The organism is Streptomyces sp. NPDC006743, from assembly GCF_040703815.1.
GTDB lineage: Bacteria > Actinomycetota > Actinomycetes > Streptomycetales > Streptomycetaceae > Streptomyces.
This window is the reverse complement of record NZ_JBEYJA010000062.1, coordinates 15,836-38,849: the sequence shown is the minus strand read 5'-3', so window position 1 is coordinate 38,849 and position 23,014 is coordinate 15,836. Positions and strand designations below refer to the sequence as shown.

Sequence of the window (23,014 nt, the reverse complement as noted above, 5' to 3'; positions counted from 1 at the left end):
ATCCGCAGCAGCGGTTGTTGCTGGAGGTCGCCTGGGAGGCCTTCGAGCGCGCGGGCATCGACGCGGACTCACTGCGCGGCAGCCGGACCGGCGTGTTCTCCGGTGTCATGTACCACGACTACGCGCCGGCCGTGGACCTGGTTCCGGACCAGCTCAGCGGAGCGGTCCTGACCGGCAGCGCGGGCAGCGTGCTCTCGGGGCGGGTGGCGTACCAGTTCGGCCTGGAGGGGCCTGCCGTCTCGGTCGACACCGCCTGCTCGTCGTCACTGGTGACACTCCACCTGGCCGCACAAGCACTGCGGGCGGGCGAGTGTTCGCTCGCGCTGGCCGGCGGGGTCACGGTGATGTCCACCCCGATGACGTTCGTCGACCTGGGGCACCAGCGAGCCCTGTCCCCGGACGGCCGGTGCCGCGCGTTCGGCGCGGGCGCGGACGGCACCGGCTGGGCCGAGGGCGTCGGCCTCGTGGTGCTCGAGCGGTTGTCGGACGCACGCCGGCAGGGCCACCAGGTACTCGCGGTGCTCAAGGGCTCCTCGGTGAACTCCGACGGCGCGTCGAACGGCCTGACCGCCCCGAACGGTCCCTCGCAGCAGCGGGTGATCCGCCAGGCGCTGGCCTCGGCCGGCCTGTCCACGTCGGAGGTCGACGTGGTCGAAGGACACGGCACCGGCACGAAGCTCGGCGACCCGATCGAGGCCCAGGCGCTGCTGGCCACCTACGGACAGGACCGCGAAGCCCCGCTGTGGCTGGGATCGCTGAAGTCGAACATCGGGCACACCCAGGCAGCCGCCGGGGTCGGCGGCGTCATCAAGATGGTCATGGCGATGCGTCACGGCATCCTGCCGCAGACGTTGTACGCCGAGCAGCCCTCGCCGTTCATCGACTGGTCGCAAGGATCCGTCGCTCTGCTCGAGCGGAACCACGACTGGCCCAGGACCGGCCGGCCCCGCCGTGCCGGCGTCTCCTCGTTCGGTATCAGTGGCACGAACGCGCACGTCGTCCTCGAGCAGGCCCCGGAGCAGCCGGCGGCCCGGCAGGCGGACGCCGTGACGCGGCTCGGAGTCACCGCCTTCCCGGTGTCGGGCCGGGGACCGGGGGCGTTGGCCGGCCAGGCGACCCGGTTGCGGGCCGCGCTGGCCGACTCACCGGACACCGACGTGGCGGGGTTCGGCGCGGCACTGACCAACGGCAGGGCCACGCACTCCCACCGAGCCGTGGTGATCGCGGAGAACCGCCAGGAGCTCTTGGCCGGCCTGGACGCGATCGCGGCGGGCCAGTCGGAGAACTCGGCCCTGGTGGTGGCGGGATCCGGCGACGCCGACCACGGCGGCCCGGTCTTCGTGTTCCCCGGGCAGGGGGGCCAGTGGCTCGGGATGGGCATCGAGCTGTGCAAGAGCAGTTCGACGTTCGCGGAGCTGATGCAGACCTGCGACGAGGCGTTGGCGCCGTGGGTCGACTGGGACGGGTTCTCGCTGCGGGACGTGCTCGCCGGGGTGCCAGGTGCGCCGGGCCTCGACCGGGACGACGTCGTCCAGCCGGCCCTGTTCGCGGTCGGGGTCTCGTTGTCCCGGCTGTGGGCATCACTCGGCGTCCGCCCCTCGGCGGTCGTCGGGCACTCCCAGGGCGAGTTCGCCGCCGCCGTGGCGGCGGAGGCGTTGTCGCTGGCCGAAGGCGCGCGCGTCGTGGCCCTGCGATCCCGGCTGCTCCGGCGTCTGGCGACGCGAGGCGGCATGGGCTGGGTGAACCGATCGGCGGACGAGGTGCGCGAACGCCTGGCCGGTTGTCCCGCGCTCGGCATCGCCGCGGTGAACGGTCCGATGTCCACGGTCGTCTCCGGGGCCACCGCCGAGCTCGACCAACTCCTGTCGGTCTGGGAGTCGGAGGGAGCGCGGGTCCGGCGCGTCCCGATCAACTACGGGTCGCATTCGGCGGAGGTGGAGGTCGTCCGGGCCGAGCTGGCCGACACGCTGGGCACGGTCGAGTGCTCACCGGGCACGGTGCCCTTCTACTCGACGGTGACCGGCTCGGTGCTCGACGGCCGGAAGCTCGACGCCGACTACTGGTACCGGAACCTGCGCGAGATGGTGCGTTTCGCGGAGGTGGTCGACCAGCTGCTCAGCGACGGGCATCGATCGTTCCACGAAGTGGGCGCGCACCCGGTACTCGTCAATTCGATACAGGAGCTCGCCGAGGCCAAGGGGACGTCGGTCACGACGGTCGGAACGCTCCGCCGCGGCCACGGCGGCGCACGGGAATTCCTGCGCAACGCCGCCGAGGCGTTCGTGGGCGGAGTCGACGTGCGGTGGTCCGACCTGTTCCCGTCGGGCCGCCGGCCGGGGCAACTGCCCACGTACGCCTTCCAGCACACCCATTACTGGATCGAGACGCCGCCCAGCCGCTCCTCTCGTGGCGGTGAGGTCGACACCCGGTTCTGGAAGATGGTCGACCAGGGCGACCTCGACGGACTGACCACGGCGCTCGCCCTCTCCGACGACGCCGGCCGATCCTCGCTGGGCACCGTGCTCCCGGCCCTGTCGTCGTGGCGCGAGCGCAGCCGGCAGCAGGCGACGCTGGCCGGCTGGCAGTACCGCGTCACCTGGCGCCCCACCGAAGGACGGGACCGGCCGCTCACCGGCCGCTGGCTGGTCGCGGTGCCGGCGGACATCGCCGAGCCGACGTGGCTCGAGCAGGCCGTCGCGGCGCTGAGCGCCCGAGGGGCTCGGGTCAGCCGGGTCGATGTCCCCCGGGCCGCGGATGCCGAGGCGCTCCGCCACGAGCTCGTCACGGCGCTGCACGGCGAACCGGCCGGGGGCATCCTGTCGCTGCTGGCGCTGGACACGGCCGAGGACACCGACGCCGTCTCCGTGCCGGCCGGCCTGAGCGGCACGCTCGCGTTGGTGCGCACGGTGAGTGAACTCGGCCTGCCGGCCCCGATCTGGTGCGTGACCCAGGACGCGGTCGCCGTCCGGCCGGGAGACGCCGTCACCCAGGCACGGCAGGCCGCGCTGTGGGGCTTCGCCCGGCATGCGGGGCTGGAGCAGCCCCTGTCGTGGGGCGGCGTCGTCGACCTGCCCCGCGAGTTGGGCCGAGCGGACCTGGTGGCGCTGGCCGGGGCGCTCGGAGACGGCGAGAGCGAGCTGGCGCTGCGAGGCGGCACGGTGTTCTGCCGCCGGCTGACCCGGGTCACCGCACCCGCGCTCCGGACGAAGCAGCCGCTCGAACGCAGCGCTCTGGTCACCGGCGGCACCGGCGCACTCGGGGCGGAGGCAGCGCGCTGGCTCGTCCGGCGCGGCGCGCGACACCTGGTGCTGGCCGGCCGTCGCGGCCCGGCCGCGCCCGGCGCCGCCGAGCTGGCCGCCGAGCTGACCGAACAGGGTGCCTCGGTGTCGGTTGTCGCCTGCGACGTGGCCGATCGGGCGCAGCTCGCCGACCTGCTGGCCAACTGGCCGGCCGAACATCCACTGACCACCGTCGTGCACACCGCGGGCGTGCTCGACGACGGCGTCATCGACCGGCTCACCCCGGAACGCTTCGAGCGGGTGTTCCGCCCGAAGGTGGCCGCCGCATGGCACTTGCACGAGCTGACGAGAGACCGCGACCTCGTCGACTTCATCCTGTTCTCGTCGTTCGTCGGCACGGTCGGCCCGGCCGGCCAGGCCAACTACGCCGCCGCGAACAGCTCGTTGGACGCACTGGCCGCACACCGCAGGGCTCTCGGCCTGACCGGGACCTCCATCGCCTGGGGACTCTGGCAGGGCCCGGGGATCGCCGACCGCGACGGTGTGGAGGACCGGCTGGCGGCCCGGGGCCTGCGCGCGATGGACCCCCGCGGCGCCGTCCAGGCCCTGGACCAGGTGGTCGACCGCGATGAGACGGCCGTGGTCGTGGTGGACGTCGAGTGGTCCTCGTTCGCCACCGAACTCGTCGGCACCCGATCGATGCCGCTCCTCGCCGAGCTGATCGGGGCGAGGGGGGACGACCCCGACGGGCCGGCGGACGGAGCGGCCGACACCGGTGTGCGCGAGCGGCTCGCCGGCCTGCCCGCCCCCGAGCGGACGTATGCGATCACCGACCTCGTCCGGGCCACGGTGGCGGCCGTGCTCGGACATGCCGACGGCAGCTCGGTCGAGTCGGGGCGCAGTTTCCAGGAGGCCGGTTTCGACTCGCTCACCGCGTTGCGGTTGCGGAACCGGCTCGGCGTGGCGACCGGCTTGCAGCTGCCCGCCACGCTGGTCTTCGACTACCCGACCCCCGCCTTGGTCGCGGAGCTGGTGCACGCCGAGCTGTTCGGCGAGGACACCGGGACCCCCGGGAACGAGACCGGTGAGGGCGTCGACGACGCAGGGCTGAAGAAGATCATCGAACGTATTCCGATCGCCTCGCTGAGGCAGGCCGGGCTGGTGGACGCCTTGCTCCGGCTGGCCGAGACCGCTCCCGGGGGCGGGCCGACGACCGACAGCGCCGGGTCCACGAACGCGATCGACTCGATGGACATGGCTGATCTCATACGCGCCGCATACGGCCAAGCCGACGCGAGCGACCGAGCGGAGGGGCCGACCTCATGACCACCCCGTCCACCAACGAGCTCGTTGACGCGCTGCGCAACGCACTGAAGGAGAACGAGCGCATCCGGCAGCGGCTCGGCGACGTCGAGGCGCAGAGCCGGGAGCCGATCGCCATCGTCGGCATGGCCTGCCGCTACCCCGGCGACGCCGACAGCCCCGAAGCCCTGTGGCAGCTGGTGGCCGACGGCACCGACGCGGTGTCCGGCTACCCGACGGACCGCGGCTGGAACCTGGACGAGCTGTACGACCCCGACCCCCAGAAGGTGGGCCGGACGTACTCCCGGGGCGGCGGTTTCCTGCGCTCGCCGGACCAGTTCGACCACGAGTTCTTCGCCGTCCCTCCTCGGGAGGCGACCGTGATGGACCCGCATCAACGGCTGCTCCTGGAAACCTCGTGGGAGGCCTTCGAACGAGCCGGCATCAGCGCCGACGCGGTACGGGGAAGCCAGACCGGCGTGTACGTCGGCGTCAGCTACCAGGACAACATCTCGCTGCGCACCGTGCCGTCGGCCTACGAGGGCTACGTACTGACCGGCAACATCGCCAGCGTCGTCTCCGGACGGCTGTCCTATGCGTTCGGTCTGCAGGGGCCCGCGGTCACCGTGGACACGGCGTGCTCCTCCTCGCTCGTCGCGCTGCACCTGGCCGCCCAGGCGCTGCGCTCCCAGGAGTGCTCGCTCGCCCTGGTCGGCGGGGCGACGATCATGTCGAGCCCGGCTTCGCTGATCGAGTTCGCCCGGCAGCGTGGAATCGCCCCGGACGGCCGGTGCAAGGCCTTCGGTGACGATGCCGACGGCATGGGCTGGGCGGAAGGCGTCGGCGTGCTCGTGGTCGAGCGGCTGTCCGACGCCCGGCGCAACGGACACCAGGTGCTGGCCCTCGTGACAGGCTCCGCCCTCAACCAGGACGGCGCCTCCAACGGCCTCACCGCGCCGAACGGCGCGGCACAGCGGCAGGTGATCCGGGCCGCGCTGGCCAACGCCGGTGTGGCCTCGACCGACATCGACGCGGTCGAGGCGCACGGCACCGGCACCAGGCTCGGCGACCCGATCGAGGCCCGCGCCCTGCTGGACACCTACGGCCGGGAGCGAGCGGCGGACACGCCGTTGTGGATCGGATCGCTGAAGTCGAACATCGGACACTCGCAGGCGGCGGCCGGCGTCGGCGGCGTGATCAAGATGGTCATGGCCATGCGCCACGGGAAGCTGCCCAGGACGCTGCACGCCCAGCGGCCGACTTCGCACGTGGACTGGTCGGCGGGGACGGTCCGGCTGCTCACCGACCAGCAGCAGTGGCCCGACCGGGGCCGTCCCCGGCGTGCCGCGGTGTCGTCGTTCGGGATCAGCGGGACCAACGCGCACGTCGTCCTGGAGCAGGCTCCCGACGCCCCGGCCGAGGCGCCGCCCGAGCCGACGGGGCGGGCCCGCACCGGTCCGTGGCCGTTCGTGGTGACCGGCCGGGGCGCCGCCGCGCTGCGCGGCCAGGCCGAGGAGCTGCGCTCCTTCGTCGAACGCCACCCCGAGCTGGAGCCGGCCGACGTCGGACGAAGCCTGGTCACCACCCGCGCCGCGCTGGCCGACCGTGCCGTGGTGGTCGCCGAGGACCGGGCGGCCCTGCTGGCCGGTCTGTCCGCGCTGGCCGCCGGGAGGCACAGTCCCGCGGTGCACGTCGATCGGGCGAGGGAAGGCCGCCTGGCGATGGTCTTCACCGGTCAGGGTGCCCAGCGCGCCGGAATGGGGCGTGAACTGGCGGCTCGGTACCCGGTGTTCGACGCGGCGCTGGACGAGGTCTGCGCAGTGGTCGACGAGCTGCTGGGCCGATCGCTGCGCGAGCTGATGCGGGAGGACGGTCCACTGCTGGACCGCACCGAATTCGCCCAGCCAGCGCTGTTCGCCTTCGAGGTCGCGCTGTTCCGGCTCATCCGGTCCTGGGGCATCCGCCCCGACTTCGTGGCCGGTCACTCGATCGGCGAGATAAGCGCCGCGCACGTGTCCGGCGTGCTGTCCCTCGCCGACGCCGGCCGCATGGTCGTGGCGCGCGGCCGGTTGATGCAGGCGCTGCCCGACGGCGGTGCCATGGTCGCGGTGAACGCCGCCCCGGATGTGGTGGCCCCGCTGGTCGCGGCCGCGGACGGGGTGTCCGTGGCCGCGGTGAACAGCCCCGACTCGGTCGTGCTGTCCGGTGCGCGAGAACCGGTGGCGGAGGTCGTGGCCCAGTTGGCCGCGGCCGGGTACCGGACCCGCCGGCTCACGACCAGCCACGCGTTCCATTCGCCGCTGATGGACCCGGTGCTCGACGACTTCCAGGCTGTCGTCGCCGGACTCACCTTCGGCGCGCCCGACATCCCGGTGGTCTCCACCCTCACCGGTGCCCCGGCCGACGCGGCCACGCTCGGCGAGCCCGAGTACTGGGTCCGGCAGGCACGCGAGCAGGTGCGATTCGCCGACGGCGTGGCCACCCTGCACGAGCGGGGCGTCACCCGCTTCCTGGAGCTGGGACCGGACGCGATGCTCTCGGCCATGGTCCGGGAATGCCTGCCCGCCGACCGGCGGGTGACGGCGGTGGCCGCCTCCCGCCGTGACCGGTCCGAGTCCGTCGCCCTGCTCGACGCGGTCGGCCGCATCTTCACCGGCGGCGGCGAGGTGGGCTGGGCGGCGCTGTTCCCCGGCGAGGGCCGGCGGGTCGACCTGCCGACCTACGCCTTCCAGCGGCACCGGCACTGGCTGCCGCGCGATGGCTCCGTCGCTCCGGCTCCCTCGGGGCCGCCGTCGGCCGCCACGCCCGAGCCGGACACCGACGCCCGGGTCACGGACGTGCTGGCCGTCGTGGACCAGCGCCGCGTCGTGAACGATCTGCTGCGGACCTCGGTCGCCGTGGTGCTGGGGCTCGACTCGCCGGCCGACGTCGACCTCGAGAGCACCTTCCAGGACTTGGGCTTCAGCTCGCTCGCGGCGGTGGAGCTGCGGGACCGGCTGAACGCGGCGCTCGATCTCGAGCTGGCCGGCACCGTGGCCTTCGACTACCCCACCCCCGCGGCCCTTGCATCGTACCTGCTCCGGCTGGTGACCGACGCGGCCGACGAGGAATCCGGGACGGCTGTCCCCCTCGCCGCGCTCGCCGACGACCCGATCGTTGTGGTGGGCATGGCCTGCCGCTACCCGGGTGGGGTCGGCTCGCCGGAGCAGCTGTGGGAGCTGGTGGACGGCGGGCGCGACGCGGTCTCGGGGCTGCCGACCGACCGGGGCTGGGACCTCGACACCCTGCTGCATCCGGATGCGACGCGTCAGGGCGCCACCCACGTGCGCGGCGGTGGCTTCCTCGACGACGTGGCGCAGTTCGACGCGCGGTTCTTCGGGATCTCGCCGCGCGAGGCGGCCTCGATGGACCCGCAGCAGCGGCTGCTGCTGGAACTGACCTGGGAGGCGCTGGAGCGGGCCGGGATCGACCCGAAGTCGGTGCGGGGCAGCCAGACCGGTGTGTTCGCCGGCACCAGTGACCAGGACTACGCGGACCTGCTCCGCGGCAGCGCCGAGCTGGCCGACGGTTATCTGCTCACCGGGACTTCCGCCGCGGTGCTCGCCGGGCGACTCTCCTACCAGTTCGGCCTGGAGGGGCCGGCGTTGACGGTCGACACGGCCTGCTCGTCCTCGCTGGTGGCGATGCACCTGGCCGCGCAGGCCCTGCGCTCCGGGGAGTGCGCGCTGGCACTGGCCGGCGGGGCCACCGTCATGGCGACCCCGGTCGACCTGCAGGAGTTCGACAAGCAGGGGCTGTCCGCCGACGGCCGCTGCAAGGCGTTCGGCGCCGGCGCCGATGGGACGGGTTTCGCCGAGGGTGCCGGCCTGTTGGTGCTGGAGCGGCTCTCGGACGCCCGCCGCAACGGCCACTCCGTGCTGGCCGTCCTCCGTGGCTCGGCGATCAACCAGGACGGTGCCTCCAACGGCCTCACCGCGCCCAGCGGCCTTGCCCAGCAGCGGGTCATTCGCCGGGCACTGGCCAACGCCGGCGTGCGCCCCGACGAGGTGGACGCGGTGGACGGGCACGGCACCGGCACGGTGCTCGGCGACCCGATCGAGATCAAGGCGCTGCAGGGCGTGTACGGCCGGCACCGAGCGGAGGGCGAGCCCCTCTGGCTGGGCTCGCTCAAGTCCAACATCGGCCACTCCCAGGCAGCGGCCGGCGTCGGCAGCGTCATCAAGATGATCATGGCGATCCGGCACGGTGTACTGCCGAAGACCCTGCACGTGGACCGGCCCTCGGAGCACGTCGACTGGGAGAGCGGAACGGTCCGGCTGCTCGGCGACGCCAGGCCGTGGCCGGCGACCGGTCGTCCCCGACGGGCAGCGGTGTCGTCGTTCGGGGCGAGCGGGACCAACGCACACGTCATCGTGGAGCAGGCCCCGGACACCGAACCCGAGGCCGGACCGGCGGAGCGGCCCCACGCGCCACAGGTGCTGCCGCTGCTGCTCAGCGGCCGCGGGGAAGCCGCGCTGCGCGATCAGGCGGTGCGGCTGCGCGAGCACCTCCTGGCCTCCGGGGCCACCGGCCCGGCGGAGCTGGCCGACGTGGCGTTCTCACTGGCCGGCACCCGCTCCTCGCTGGAACACCGGGCCGTGGTGCTCGGCGCCGACCTCACCGGACTCCTGTCCGGGCTGGACGACCTGGTGGCCGGCACCACCCCGGTCGCCGGACCCGTCGGCTCCGGCGACACCGACCCGGTGTTCGTGTTCCCGGGGCAGGGCGGGCAGTACGTCGGGATGGCCCTGCGGCTGTGGGACACCTCGCCGGTCTTCGCCGCGTCCATGGCGGAGTGCGAGGCGGCGCTCGCACCGTACGTGGACTGGCACGGCCGCACCCTGCGCGATCTCCTGGCCGGCGCGGACGGCGCGGACGGCGCGGACGGCGCGGACGGCGTGGACCTGGAGCACGCCGAGCAGGTCCAGCCGATGCTGTTCGCGGTCATGGTCTCGCTCGCCCGGTTGTGGATCTCCCGGGGTGTGATGCCCTCCGCGATCATCGCGCACTCCGTGGGAGAGGTCGCGGCCGCTCACATCGCCGGTATCCTCACCCTTGCCGACGCGGCCCGGGTCCTGACCGCGCGGGCGCGCGTGTCCGGCCGGGTGACCGGGTACGCCACGCTCTGGGTCGGGCTGCCGGTCGAGCAGGTGCGCCACCGGGTCGCACGGCTGACCGGCGTACACGTCAGCGCGATCAACGGTCCGCGATCGGTCGTCGTGACCGGCCCGCTCGACCGAATCGCCGCGCTGCGGGCCGAGTACGAGGCCGCCGGTGTCCGCGCGCGTCCCATCCCGATGGACTACCCGACGCACTCCCCGGACATGGCGGTGGTCGAGGACGAACTCCTCGGGCTCCTGACCGACATCCGCCCGGCCACCGCCTCGGTGCCGTACTACTCCACGACGTTCGCCCGCCGGGTGCAGGGTGACGAGCTAGACGGCCGGTACTGGTTCACCAACCTCGTGCAGCCGGTACGGTTCCACGACACCGCCGCCGTGCTGCTGGCCGACGGGTACCGCGTGCTGCTTGAGGTGGCCCCGCACCCGCTGCTGGCTCCCGCGATCGAGGAGACCGCCGACGAGCGCGGCGTCGGGGCGACCGTGCTGGCGACCCTCCGCCGCGGCGAGAGCGACCCGGACATGTTCCTGCGATCGATGGCCGCCGCGTGGCGGGCCGGGCTCACCGTGGACTGGTCCGCGGCCTTCGCGGGCACCGGGGCGCGGAGGGTCGACCTGCCGACCTACGCCTTCCAGCGGCAGCGCTACTGGCCGACCGCGTCGGCGTCCGCGCCCGGTGACCTGGCCGCCGTCGGCCTCGAACAGGTCGATCACCCTGTGCTCGGGGCGAAGATGACTCTGGCGGGTGACGCCGGCTTCCTGTTCACCAGCCGGCTCTCGCTGCACGCCCACCCGTGGCTCGTCGACCACGCGCTCTTCGGCCGACCCCTGCTGCCCGGTACGGCGTTCCTCGAGCTGGCGATCCGCGCAGCCGACGAGGCGGGCCTCGGCGGGCTGGAAGAGCTGACCATCGAGGCGCCGCTGATCCTGCCGAGCGGGCACGACGTACTGCTGCAGGTGCTCGTCGGGGCCCTCGACGGCGACGACCGCCGCACCGTGGAGGTCTTCTCCCGGTCGGCGGAACCCGGCGAGGCCGTGGGCGCCACGTGGACGCGGCACGCGCGGGGCAGCGCGGTGCCCGGCGACCGTCCGGAGCCGGCGCCGTGGCCGGCAGACGTGACCTGGCCGCCGGCCGGGGCAACCGAACTCGACGTCGCTGGATCGTACGAGCGGCTCGCCGCGCTCGGTTACCACTACGGCTCCGCCTTCACCGGGCTGCGCCGGGCCTGGCGGACGGGTGACCAGGTCTTCGCCGAGGCGGAGCTGCCCGAGGCACTCGCGGCCGACGCGGGGCGTTTCGGCCTGCACCCGGCCCTGATGGACACGGGCCAGCACAGTCTGGCGATGGACCGGCTCGACTCGCAGGGGGCCGAGCCGGACAACCCCGGAGTGCGAGCGCCGTTCCTGTGGTCCGGGGTGCGACTGCTCGCCTCGGGTGCCTCGGCACTGCGGCTCGTGTTCTCCCCGACGGGGCCTTCCTCGTGGTCGGTGGACGGCTTCGACACCACCGGTCGCCCGGTGCTGAGGGTGGACTCGCTGGTCGCCCGGGAGGTTTCCGCCGAGCAGCTGCGCGACGTCGGCACCGCACACGCCGACGCGCTATTCGAGCTCGGATGGGTGCCGTGCGGACCGGCCGAGGCCGGTCCGGGGGCTGGCGCCGAAGGGCCGATCGGCTGGGTGGTGCCGTCCGACCCGGCGCGGACCGCGCCGGCGGAGGACGAGCACACGGTCGGTGCGTGGCTCCACCCCGACCTGGCCGCGCTCGGCTCGGCGGTGGACGGTGGCGCGCCGCTGCCCGGGCTGGTGGTGCTGCGTGTTCCCGGCGGCCGGGCACCCGAGTCGACGGTCGACTCGGTGCACACCGCGGTGAACGGCACGTTGCGGGTGCTGCAGGACTGGCTCACCGACAGCCGGTGGGAGCGGTCGCGGCTGGTCGTGGTGACCGACGGCGGACTCGTGGGTGCGGCGGTCGGTGGTCTGGTGCGCTCCGCGCAGTCGGAGAACCCGGAGCGTGTGGTACTCGTGGAGCAGGCGCTCGCCGGTCCGGAGCCGGCCGGGGCGCGGTCGGTGGAGGCGCTCGCCCGCGCCGCGGTCGCGTCGGGTGAGCCGGAGGTGTCGGTTCGCGACGGGCGGCTGTGGTCGCCCCGCCTGCGCAGGGTCGCCGCCGAGGCACTCCCGGAGCCCGCCGGGCCGGTGCCGGGCGAGCCGTCTTCGGTGTGGGGCACGGGGACCGTGCTGCTCACCGGGGCGTCCGGCGTGTTGGCCGGGTTGGTGGCCGAGCACCTCGTGGCCGAGTGCGGGGTGCGACGGCTGGTGCTGGTCTCACGGCGGGGCCCGGCCGCCCCCGGTGCCGACGAGCTGGTCGAGCGGCTGACCGAGGCGGGTGCCTCGGTGCGGATGGTCGCGTGTGACCTCGCCGTCCGCCACGAGGTGATGGATCTCGTCGGCTCGGTGCCGCCGGAGTTCCCGCTCAGCGCCGTGGTGCACTGCGCGGGTGTGCTCGACGACGCGACCGTGGGTTCACTGACCCCCGACCGGGTCGATGCGGTGCTGCGGCCCAAGGTGGACGGTGCCTGGCACCTGCACGAGGCCACCCAGGACGCCGAACTGTCGGCGTTCGTGCTGTTCTCCTCGGCCGCGTCGGCGTTCGGCGCCGCCGGCCAGGCGAACTACGCGGCGGCCAACGGGTTCTGCGACGAGCTGGCCGAGCACCGGCGCAGGCTCGGCCTGCCGGCGGTGTCGATCGCCTGGGGATGGTGGGCCGAGGCCAGCGGCATGGGCAGCCACCTCGGAACCCAGGACCGGGCCCGGATGGCCCGCACCGGCATCCGCCCGGTGGACAACGACTTCGGCCTCACCCTGTTCGACGCGGCTTCCCGCCGGCAAGGCCGGGTCATCGCCGCCCCGTTCGACCTCGCCGGCCTGTCCGGCGCGGCCACGGTCCCGGGACTGCTGCGCGGGCTGGTGCGCCGTCCGGCGCGGCGGGTCGCCGAACCACACCTGGCGGACGGGGCCGGACTCCGCGAGGGCCTGGCGGCACTGGAACCGGCCGAGCGCGGCCAGGCCGTCGCCGAGCTGGTGCGTACCCATGCCGCGGCCGTGCTCGGGCACTCCTCGAGCGCCGCCGTCGACGACCGGCAGCCCTTCACCGCTCTGGGGTTCGACTCACTGACCGCGGTGGAACTGCGCAACCGGCTCAACACGGCCACCGGGCTGCGGTTGCCGGCCACACTGATCTTCGACTACCCCTCCCCGGCCGCCCTGATCGAGTTCGTGCGGGGCGAGATCGGCGGCGAGACGGCCGCCCCCGCCCGGCCGGCCGTCAGCGCGGCCGAGGCCGGGACCGGAGACGACCCGATCGCGATCGTGGGCATGGCCTGCCGCTTCCCGGGCGGGGTCAGTTCGCCCGACCAGCTCTGGGACCTCGTCGCCGAGGGGCGGGACGTCATCGGCGGCTTTCCCACCGACCGGGGCTGGAACCTCGCCGACCTCTACCACCCGGACCCCGACCACCCCGGGACCACCTACACCCGTGAGGGTGGCTTCCTGCACGACGCCGACCAGTTCGACCCCGAGTTCTTCGGCATCTCGCCGCGCGAGGCGATCACGATCGACCCGCAGCAGCGGCTGTTGCTGGAAACGGCCTGGGAGTCCCTTGAGAACGCGGGCATCGATCCCACCTCGCTGCGTGGCGGCCCGACCGGCGTGTTCGTCGGGCTGATGTACCACGACTACGGCTCGCGGCTGCACACCAAGCCCGAGGAGCTCGAGGGCTACCTGGGCAACGGCAGCGCCGGCAGTATCGCGTCGGGCCGGGTCGCCTACGAGTTCGGCTTCGAGGGCCCGGCAGTGACGGTGGACACGGCGTGCTCGTCATCGCTGGTCAGCATGCACTTGGCCGCGCAGACGCTGCGGTCGGGCGAGTGCTCGCTCGCGCTGGCCGGCGGCGTGACGGTGATGGCGACGCCCGACCTGTTCGTGGAGTACAGCCGGCTGCGCGCGAACGCTGCGGACGGCCGGTGCCGGGCGTACGGCGCGGACGCGGACGGCACCGGCTGGTCCGAAGGCGCGGGCCTGGTGGTGCTGGAGCGGCTGTCCGACGCGCGGCGCAACGGACACCGGGTACTGGCACTGCTGGCCGGCTCGGCGCTGAACCAGGACGGCGCGTCGAACGGGCTGACCGCCCCCAATGGTCCCTCCCAGCAACGGGTGATCCGCCAGGCCCTGGCCAACGCCGGGTTGTCCGCCTCCGACGTGGACGTCGTCGAGGGACACGGCACGGGGACCCGGCTGGGGGATCCGATCGAGGCCCAGGCGTTGCTGGCCACCTACGGCAGCGAGCACGCCGAGGACGCGCCGCTCTGGCTGGGGTCGATCAAGTCGAACATCGGCCACACGCAGGCGGCGGCGGGCATCGCCGGCACGATCAAGATGATCATGGCGATGCGGCACGGGATCATGCCCAAGACCCTTTTCGCGGACACGCCGTCGCCGCAGGTCGACTGGTCGTCGGGCGCGATCGCGCTGCTCGACCGGGCTCGGGAGTGGCCGGATCGTGGCCGCCCCCGCCGGGTGGGGGTGTCCTCCTTCGGCGTCAGCGGGACCAACGCACACATCATCCTGGAACAGCCTCCGGCCGAGTTCACCGCCCCGGCCCCGCCTCCTCCCGCGGCGGGCCTGCCGATGTGGCCGCTCGTGCTGACGGCTCGCGGGCCCGAGGCCCTGCGGCACCAGGCGGAGCGACTGGAATCCTCCCTGCGCGACCGGCCCGACGCGGCGTTGGCGGACATCGCCTACTCCCTCGTGGCCGACCGGGCCGGCCACGATCACCGTGCGGTACTGCTCGCCTCCGACCGCGCGCAGGCCCTGGAGCGGCTGGCGGAGTACGCGCAGAGGGGCGAAGGAACCGGAACCGTCGCCGATGTGGCCCGGCGGGGCCCGCTGGCGATGGTGTTCACCGGACAGGGCGCGCAGTACCCGGGCATGGGTTCGGAACTCCACCGGCAGTTCCCGGTCTTCGCGGCCGCTTTCGACCAGGCGTGCGATCAGCTGGATCCCGCCGTCCGGGAGGTTGTCCTCGGCGACGGGGAGATTCGGCTCGACGCCACGGAGGTCGTCCAGCCGGCGCTCTTCGCCGTCGAGGTCGCGCTGTTCCGGCTCTTCGAGTCCTGGGGTGTCCGGCCGGACTTCCTCACCGGTCATTCGGTGGGCGAGATCGCGGCTGCGCACGTCGCCGGCGTGCTGTCGCTGCCGGATGCGTGCCGGCTGGTGTCGGAGCGGGGCCGGCTGATGGCGCGGCTCGACCCGGGCGGTGTGATGGTCTCGGTGACTGCCGGCGAGCAGGTGGTCGCCCCGCTGGTCGCGCAGTACGCCGAAACGGTGTCGATCGCGGCGGTCAACACCCCCGGTTCGGTGGTGCTCTCGGGGCTCGAGCCGGCCGTCACCGAGATCGTGCGGCGCCTGCGCGAGTCCGGACACCGTACGAAACAGCTCGTCGTCAGCCACGCGTTCCATTCGCCGCTCATGGCCCCGATGCTCGACGAGTTCCGCGCCCTGGTCCACGGCCTGACATTCCAGCCGCCCCGCATCCCGATGGCGGGCGGTGAGGAGGTGACGGATCCGGAGTACTGGGTGCGGCACGTGCGGGACACGGTGCGGTTCGCCGACACGGTGTCCGAACTGCACGGCGCCGGCGTCACCCGGTTCCTCGAGATCGGCCCCGACGCGCCGTTGACCGGTGCGATCCGCGAGTGCCTCGTCGAGCCGGACGTCGTCGCGGTCCCCAGCCTGCGTCGGCACCGCGACGAAGCCGACACGGCGCTCACCGCACTCGGCACCCTGTTCGCCGCCGGAGTGGAGGTCGACTGGCAGGTCCTGTTCGACGGCACCGGAGCTCGGCACACCCCGCTTCCCACGTACCCGTTCCAGCACCAGCGGTACTGGCTCGACATCCCCGAACCGCCGGCCGATCTCGCCGCGGTGGGTCTCGACCCGCTCGACCATCCACTGCTGTTGGCCGGCGTGGAGGTCGCCGGCGGCGAGGCCGTGCTGCTGACCGGCCGGCTGGCGCCGCGGACTCAGCCATGGCTGGGGGAGCACGTGCTGTTCGAGCAGGCCCTGCTCCCCGGCACCGCCTTCGTGGACGTGGCCCTGCGGGCGGCCGAGCAGGTCGGTTGCACCGTGCTCGACGAGCTGACGATCGAGTCGCCCCTGCTGATCCCCACGGCGGGCTCAATCGCGCTGCAGATCCTGGTGCAAGCCGCCGACGAGGAGGGCCGCCGGAAGATCACGATCTCCGCCCGCCCCGACGGCGACGCCGGCGACACCGCCTGGACACGGCACGCCACCGGAACCGTGTCCAGCACGGGAAGCACGCCGGAACTCGATCCGCTCACCGAATGGCCGCCGCGGGGAGCCGACGTCGTCGACGTCGCCGGCGCGTACGACCTGTTCGCCGAGGCGGGCCACGACTACGGACCGACGTTCCAAGGACTGGTGGCCTGCTGGCGGCGCGGTACGGAGCTCTACACCGAGGTGGCGCTGCCGCCGAGCGGGGCCGACGCCGAGCGTTACGGCGTGCACCCGGCGCTGCTGGATGCCGGTCTGCACGGCGGCGTGCTCCGGGCCCTCACCTCCGACACCCCCCAGGGTCTGGTGCCCTTCTCCTGGGCCGGAGCGCGGTTGTTCGCCTCGGGCGCCACCGCGCTGCGCATCCGGGTCCGGCCGGTGTCCACCGACACGGTCGCCCTGGACGCCTTCGACGACGCCGGCGCTCCCGTCTTCAGCGTGGCGGCACTGTCCTCACGCTCGGTCTCCGCCGACCAGCTGCGCGCCGCCGCGTCCCGCGACGACTCCCTGTTCGAGATCAGCCGGGTCGAGTGCGGCCGGGTCGACGACATCGCGCCCCGCTCCGAGGCCACCGTGCTGGACAGCCCGCTCGAGCTCGCGGAGCTGGTGTCCGGGTGGGACGAGGCAGCCGAGGTCCCGGCCCTCGTGGCGATGCCGGTACCGGGGGAGGGGCGCGCCGTCACCGCCGACGTCCACGCCGCGGTGAACAGCGTGCTGCGCTCGGTGCAGACGTGGCTGGCCGATCGCGCCTGGCAGTCCTCGCGGTTGGTGGTGGTGACGGACGACAGCCTGACCGGCGCGACCGTGCGGGGCCTGCTGCGCTCGGCGCAGTCGGAGAACCCCGATCGCATCGTCCTCGTCGAGGGCGGCGCCGACGCGACCACCACGGCCGCGTTGCACGCGGCCGTGGAATCGGGTGAGCCGGAGGTGTCGGTGCGCGACGGTGTGCTTCGGGCCCCGCGGCTGGGCCGCCTGGGACCCGCCGACACCGGGCAGGCCACCTCGTGGTCGGCCGGAACCGTACTGATCACCGGTGCCTCGGGTTCGCTCGCAGGGCACGTGGCCCGATACCTCGTCACCGACCACCACGTACGACAAGTGCTGCTGACCTCCCGACAGGGCGACAGCTCGCCCCGGACCGTCCGGCTCACCGCCGAACTGGCGGAGCTCGGCGCCACGGTGCGTGTCGTCGCCTGCGACGTCGCCGACGGCGAGCAGGTCGCGGCCCTGGTGCGCTCGGTGGAGCCCGAGTTCCCGCTCACCGCGGTGCTGCACTGCGCCGGAGTGCTGGACGACGGCGTGTTCGACTCCCTGACCACCGAGCGGGTCGACGCGGTCCTGGCCCCCAAGGTCGACGGTGCCTGGAACCTGCACCAACTGACCCGGGATCTGGACCTCTCCGCGTTCGTGCTGTTCTCCTCCTCCGCCACGGCCTTCGGAGCACCCGGCCAGGCCAACTACGCCGCCGCCAACGCCTTCCTCGACGCGCTGGCCGTCGAGCGACACCGGCAGGGTCTCCCCGCGGTCTCGATCAGCTGGGGCTGGTGGGGCGCGGACAGCGGTATGACCGAGAACCTCAGCGAGACCGACGTGGCGCGCATGGGGCGGGGCGGGATGCTGCCGATGGCGACCGCCCAGGGCCTCGAGTCGCTGGCCACGGCGGTCGATCTGGCTCGCCCGAACGTGATGGCCGCTCGCCTCGACCTGGCCGCCGTGCGGTCGGCCGGCCCGGTGCCCGCCCTGCTGCGCGGCCTGGTGCGGCGTCCGGCCCGGCGCGCGGCAACAGCGTCGGCGGCGGGGCTGGAGGCGGCGCGACTGGCCGGTTCCCCCGTGGCCGACCAGGTGAAGGCCATCGGTGAACTGGTGCGCGAGCAGATCGCCGCCGTGCTCGGCCACCCGAGCGGCGCATCGGTCGACATGACCCGCGCCTTCCACGAGGTCGGGTTCGACTCGCTCACCGCGGTCGAACTGCGCAACCGTCTCAACACGGCCACCGGACTGCGCCTGCCGGCGACGCTGGTGTTCGACCACCCCACCCCTGAGGCACTGGCCGCATTCGTCAGGTCCGAGCTGGTGGGTGACGAGGCCGACACCGCCGACGTCACTCCGGCCGGGCCCGCCACCGCGGGCGGTGACGACCCGATCGTGATCGTCGGCATGGCCTGCCGGTACCCGGGCGAGGCGAACTCGCCGGACGAACTGTGGAGGCTGGTGGCCGAGGGCCGTGACGGGATCACCGGCTTCCCGGTCGACCGCGGCTGGGATCTGGCCGGCCTCTACGACCCGGACCCCGACCGGGTCGGCACGACGTACGCCCGGGCGGGCGGATTCCTGGGCCACCTGGCCGAGTTCGACTCCGGCTTCTTCGGCATCTCGCCGCGCGAGGCCATCGCCATCGACCCGCAGCAGCGCTTGCTGCTGGAGACGGCCTGGGAGTCGTTCGAGAACGCCGGCATCGTCCCCTCCGCCCTGCGCGGCGGCCCGGTCGGGGTGTTCGTGGGCGCGAACGGAAGCGACTACCCCGCACTGCTGGCCCGCGACTCCGGCGACTTCGGCGGCCGGGTGCTGACCGGCAACGCGGCCAGCATCATCTCCGGGCGGTTGTCCTACGAGTTCGGATTCGAGGGGCCGTCCGTCTCCATCGACACGGCGTGCTCGTCCTCGCTCGTGGCCATGCACCTGGCGGCCCAGGCGCTGCGCTCCGGCGAGTGCTCGCTGGCACTGGCCGGCGGGGTCGCCACGATGGCCACCCCCAACATGTTCGTGGAGATGGCGCGGCAGCGGGGCCTGTCCCCGGACGGCCGGTGCCGGGCGTTCGGCGCCGGAGCGGACGGCACCGGTTGGGCCGAGGGCGTGGGTCTGCTCGTGCTGGAGCGACTCTCCGAGGCCCGCCGCAACCACCATCGCGTACTGGCCGTGCTGGCCGGCTCGGCGGTCAACCAGGACGGCGCCTCGAACGGCCTCACCGCGCCCAGCGGCCCGTCGCAGCAACGGGTCATCCGCGCCGCGCTGGCCAATGCGGGTCTGTCGGCGAGCGAGGTCGACGTGGTGGAGGGACACGGCACCGGGACCCGGCTCGGCGATCCCATCGAGGCGCAGGCCCTGTTGGCCACCTACGGACGTGAACGCGAGTCCGACACCCCGCTCTGGCTGGGTTCGATCAAATCGAACATCGGGCACTCTCAGGCCGCCGCCGGCGCCGCCGGAACCATCAAGATGATCATGGCGATGCGGCACGGTCTGTTGCCTCGGACGCTCCACGCCGAGACCCCGTCCCCCGAGGTCGATTGGTCCTCCGGCGGGGTGGCACTGCTGGACCGGGCCCGTGACTGGGCCAAACAGGGCCATCCCCGGCGGGCGGGCGTGTCCGCCTTCAGCCTCAGTGGAACCAACGCACACATCATCCTGGAAGAACCGCCCGAGGACCTTCCCACGCCGCCCACGGCGCCGGTCCCGGACGAGGGCTCCGCGAGCCGGCGGATGCAGCCGGTGGTGTTGTCGGCCCGGGGGCCGGCCGCCCTGCGCGCCCAGGCGGCGCGCCTCCACGCCCACCTGACCGGCCGGCCCGAACTTACGCTGGCCGACGTCGCGCGGTCGCTGGCGACCGACCGCGCGGTGCACGATCACAGGGCGGTGGTGCTCGCCGCCGACCGCGAGCAACTGCGCGAGCGACTGGCGGCGTTCGCCGACGGCACCGCCGCTCCTGGCGCGGAGGCCACCGGTGTGGCCGGCAGCGGTGGTCTGGCCGTCGTCTTCACGGGCCAGGGGTCGCAACGAGGTGGGATGGGCCGTGAACTCCACCGGGAGTTCCCGGTTTTCGCGGCGGCGTTCGACGAGGTGTGCGCGGCTCTGGACCCGTCGCTGCGGGACATGGTCTTCGACGAGGACGAGGCCCGGCTGAACACCACCGAGTTCGCCCAGCCCGCGCTCTTCGCGATCGAAGTGGCCCTCTTCCGGCTGTTCGAGTCCTGGGGCGTCCGGCCCGACTTCGTCACCGGTCATTCCGTCGGCGAGATCAGCGCCGCCCACGTGTCGGGCGTGCTGTCGCTGACCGATGCCTGCGCGTTGGTCACCGCGCGGGCCCGGCTCATGCAGGGGCTCGCACCGGGCGGGACCATGATGTCCGTCGACGCCGGTGAGGACGTGGTGGCGCCGCTCGTGGCCGTGCAGGGCGCCGGGGTGTCGATCGCCGCGGTCAACACCCCCCAGTCGGTGGTCGTCTCCGGCACCGAGTTCGCCGTCAGCGAGATCGGACAACGCCTCCGTGACGCCGGACACCGCACGAAGCAGCTGGCCGTCAGCCACGCGTTCCACTCCCCGCTCATGGACCCCATGCTCGCGGAATTCCGGGCCGCGCTCGACGGTCTGGAATTCAAGCCACCGCGGACACCGATGACCGGCAGCGACGTGGCCACACCCGAGTACTGGGTCCAGCACGTCCGGAACGCGGTGCGGTTCGCCGACACGGTCTCCGGACTCCGGGACGGCGGGGTGACCCGCTTCCTGGAGCTGGGGCCGGACGCGACCCTGACCGGTCTGGTCCGCGAATGCGTGCCCGGGGGGGATGTCGTCGCCGTGCCCGGACTCCGGCGAGGCCGTCCCGAGACCGAATCCGTACTCGCCGCACTGAGCACCCTGTTCGCCGCCGGGGCCCAGGTCGACTGGCCGGCCCTCTTCCCCGCGGCCGGCGCGGGACGGATCCCGCTGCCGACGTACGCGTTCCAGCACACGCGCTACTGGCCGGACACGCCGGAGACACCGGGCACGACGACAGCCGACCCGGACGCCGTGGACAGCCGGTTCTGGAACTTGGTGGAACAGGGCGACCTCGACGCGCTCAGCGCCGAACTGGACACCGAGGAACGGGACGGCCTCGGCGCCGTGCTCCCCGCACTGGCCCGGTGGCGCATCGACCGGCGCGAGAAGACGGTGGTGGACAGCTGGCGGTACCGGCTGAGCTGGCGGCCTGTGCCGACCCGGCCCGAGGCCACGCTCACCGGCACCTGGTTGCTGGTGGTGCCCGTCGGCCACCGCGACAACGCCTGGGCCGCGCAAATAGAAGCGGCGATGACAGCCGCCGGAGCCGACGTCCGTGTCCTGGAGGTCGGGGAGCACCAGCTGGACCGGGCCGCGCTGGCGGCCCGGCTCGGCGAGCCGCCGCTCGCCGGGGTGGTCTCGTTGCTGGCGCTGGAGCAGTCCCGCGTCCCGGGACACCCGGGTGTGCCGGTCGGCCTGGCCGCCACGGTGAGTCTGGTCCAGGCATTGGAGGACCGCGAGATCGACGCACCCCTGTGGTGCCTCACCCAGGGCGCGGTGAACGTCGTCCCCGGCGACGGGCTCGACCATCCCGACCAAGCTCTGCTGTGGGGTTTCGGACGGACCCTGGCACTGGAACGTCCCGACCGCTGGGGCGGTCTGGTCGACCTGCCGGTCACCCCCGACGACGACTCGGCGGCCGGGCTGATCCGCCTGCTGGGCGACGGCGGTACCGGGGAGCAGGCGGCACTGCGGGACGGCTCCGTTCTGGGCGGCCGGCTGGTCCGCGCCGACCCGGATCAGCCGCCGCGTCGGAACTGGCGGCCCTCGGGCAGCGTGCTGGTCACCGGCGGCCTCACCGGCCTGGGCGCCCGCACCGCGCGCTGGCTGGCCGAGCAGGGCGCGCCGCACCTCGTGCTCACTTCCCGCCGGGGCCGCGCAGCGCCGGGCGCCGTCGAGCTGGAAGCCGACCTCACCGCCCTGGGGGCCGCGGTGACCATCGCCGCCTGCGACGTCGCCGACCGGGGCGAGGTGAAGGCCCTGCTCGCGAACCTTCCCCACGACCTGCCGCTGACCGCCGTGTTCCACAGTGCGGGAGTCGCCAACGACGGCGTCGTCACCGAGCTGACTCTCGACAGACTGAACAACGTGCTGCGGCCCAAGGTGGAGGGAGCGTGGAACCTCCACGAGCTGACCCAGGACCTGGACCTCTCGGCCTTCGTGCTGTTCTCCTCGGCCGCCGGCCTCATCGGCTCACCCGGCCAGTCGCACTACGCGGCAGGGAACGCCTTCCTGAACGCCCTGGCCCACCACCGGCGGGCGCGCGGTCTGCCGGCCACGACGATCGGCTGGGGCCTGCTGGCGGGCGGAGGCATGGCCGACGACACCGGTGCGACCGACCGGGCGGGCCGTCGGGGCCTGCACCCGATGGATCCCGGCCAGTCACTGGCCGGACTGCGGCGAGCACTGGATCACGACGAGACCTACATCGCCATGACGCACGTGGACTGGACCCGGTTCATCAAGGCGACCGCGGGCACCGTCAAGTGCACGGTCATCAGTGACCTGCCCGAGTACCGGGCGGCTTTCCCGGTGGCCCCCGCGGGGGACCGGCTCGCCCAGCCGAACGGCCGGTCTCGGGCCTGGGCGCGCCTGGACGCTCTGGACGGCGACGAACGTGACGCCCTACTACTGGAGTTGGTACGGGAGCAGGTGGCCGAGGCGCTCGGTCACAGCTCGGCCGAGGTCCTTTCGCCGACCAAGGCGCTCGTCGACCTCGGTTTCGACTCCCTCGCCGCGGTCGAGCTGCGCAACCGGCTCGTCTCGGTGACCGGGCTGACGCTGCCGGCGACACTCACCTATGACCACCCGACCCTGCTGGCGCTCCGTGACCACCTGAAGACGGAGATGTTCGGCGCGGACGCCGACCAAGCCGAGTCCGCGCTGGCCGAGCTCGACCGGCTGGAAGGGGTGCTCTCGGCCGTTACGGCGGACGACGGCATCGACGAGGCGGCCAAGAACGAGGTGCGGCGACGAGTCCAGAAGATGGCCGCAGCGCTCGCCGACCAGGGCGGCCAGTCCGAGCAGGGCCGGCTCATCGCGAACGCCGACGACAACGAACTGTTCGACTTCATCAATCGAGAACTGGGCGGTCCCGGCCAGTGAACACCGAGACAGATCCGGACCGGTTGATCTCCTCGTTTCGCCACT

2 protein-coding genes are annotated in these 23,014 nt (G+C 73.4%); both read left to right on the top strand.

Annotation, left to right across the window (positions count from 1 at the left end; all coding sequences use genetic code 11):
- Positions 1-4,565, top strand: a 4,565-nt coding sequence (locus ABZ719_RS32825) for a type I polyketide synthase (RefSeq protein WP_366728807.1), incomplete at its 5' end; no start/stop codon positions are given.
- The gene (locus ABZ719_RS32820) at positions 4,562-22,969 is read left to right on the top strand and encodes a type I polyketide synthase (RefSeq protein ID WP_366728806.1); all 18,408 of its coding nucleotides are present in this window, start codon (positions 4,562-4,564) and stop codon (positions 22,967-22,969) included. The genes ABZ719_RS32825 and ABZ719_RS32820, both read left to right, overlap by 4 nt.
- The last annotated feature ends 45 nt before the right edge of the window (positions 22,970-23,014 follow it).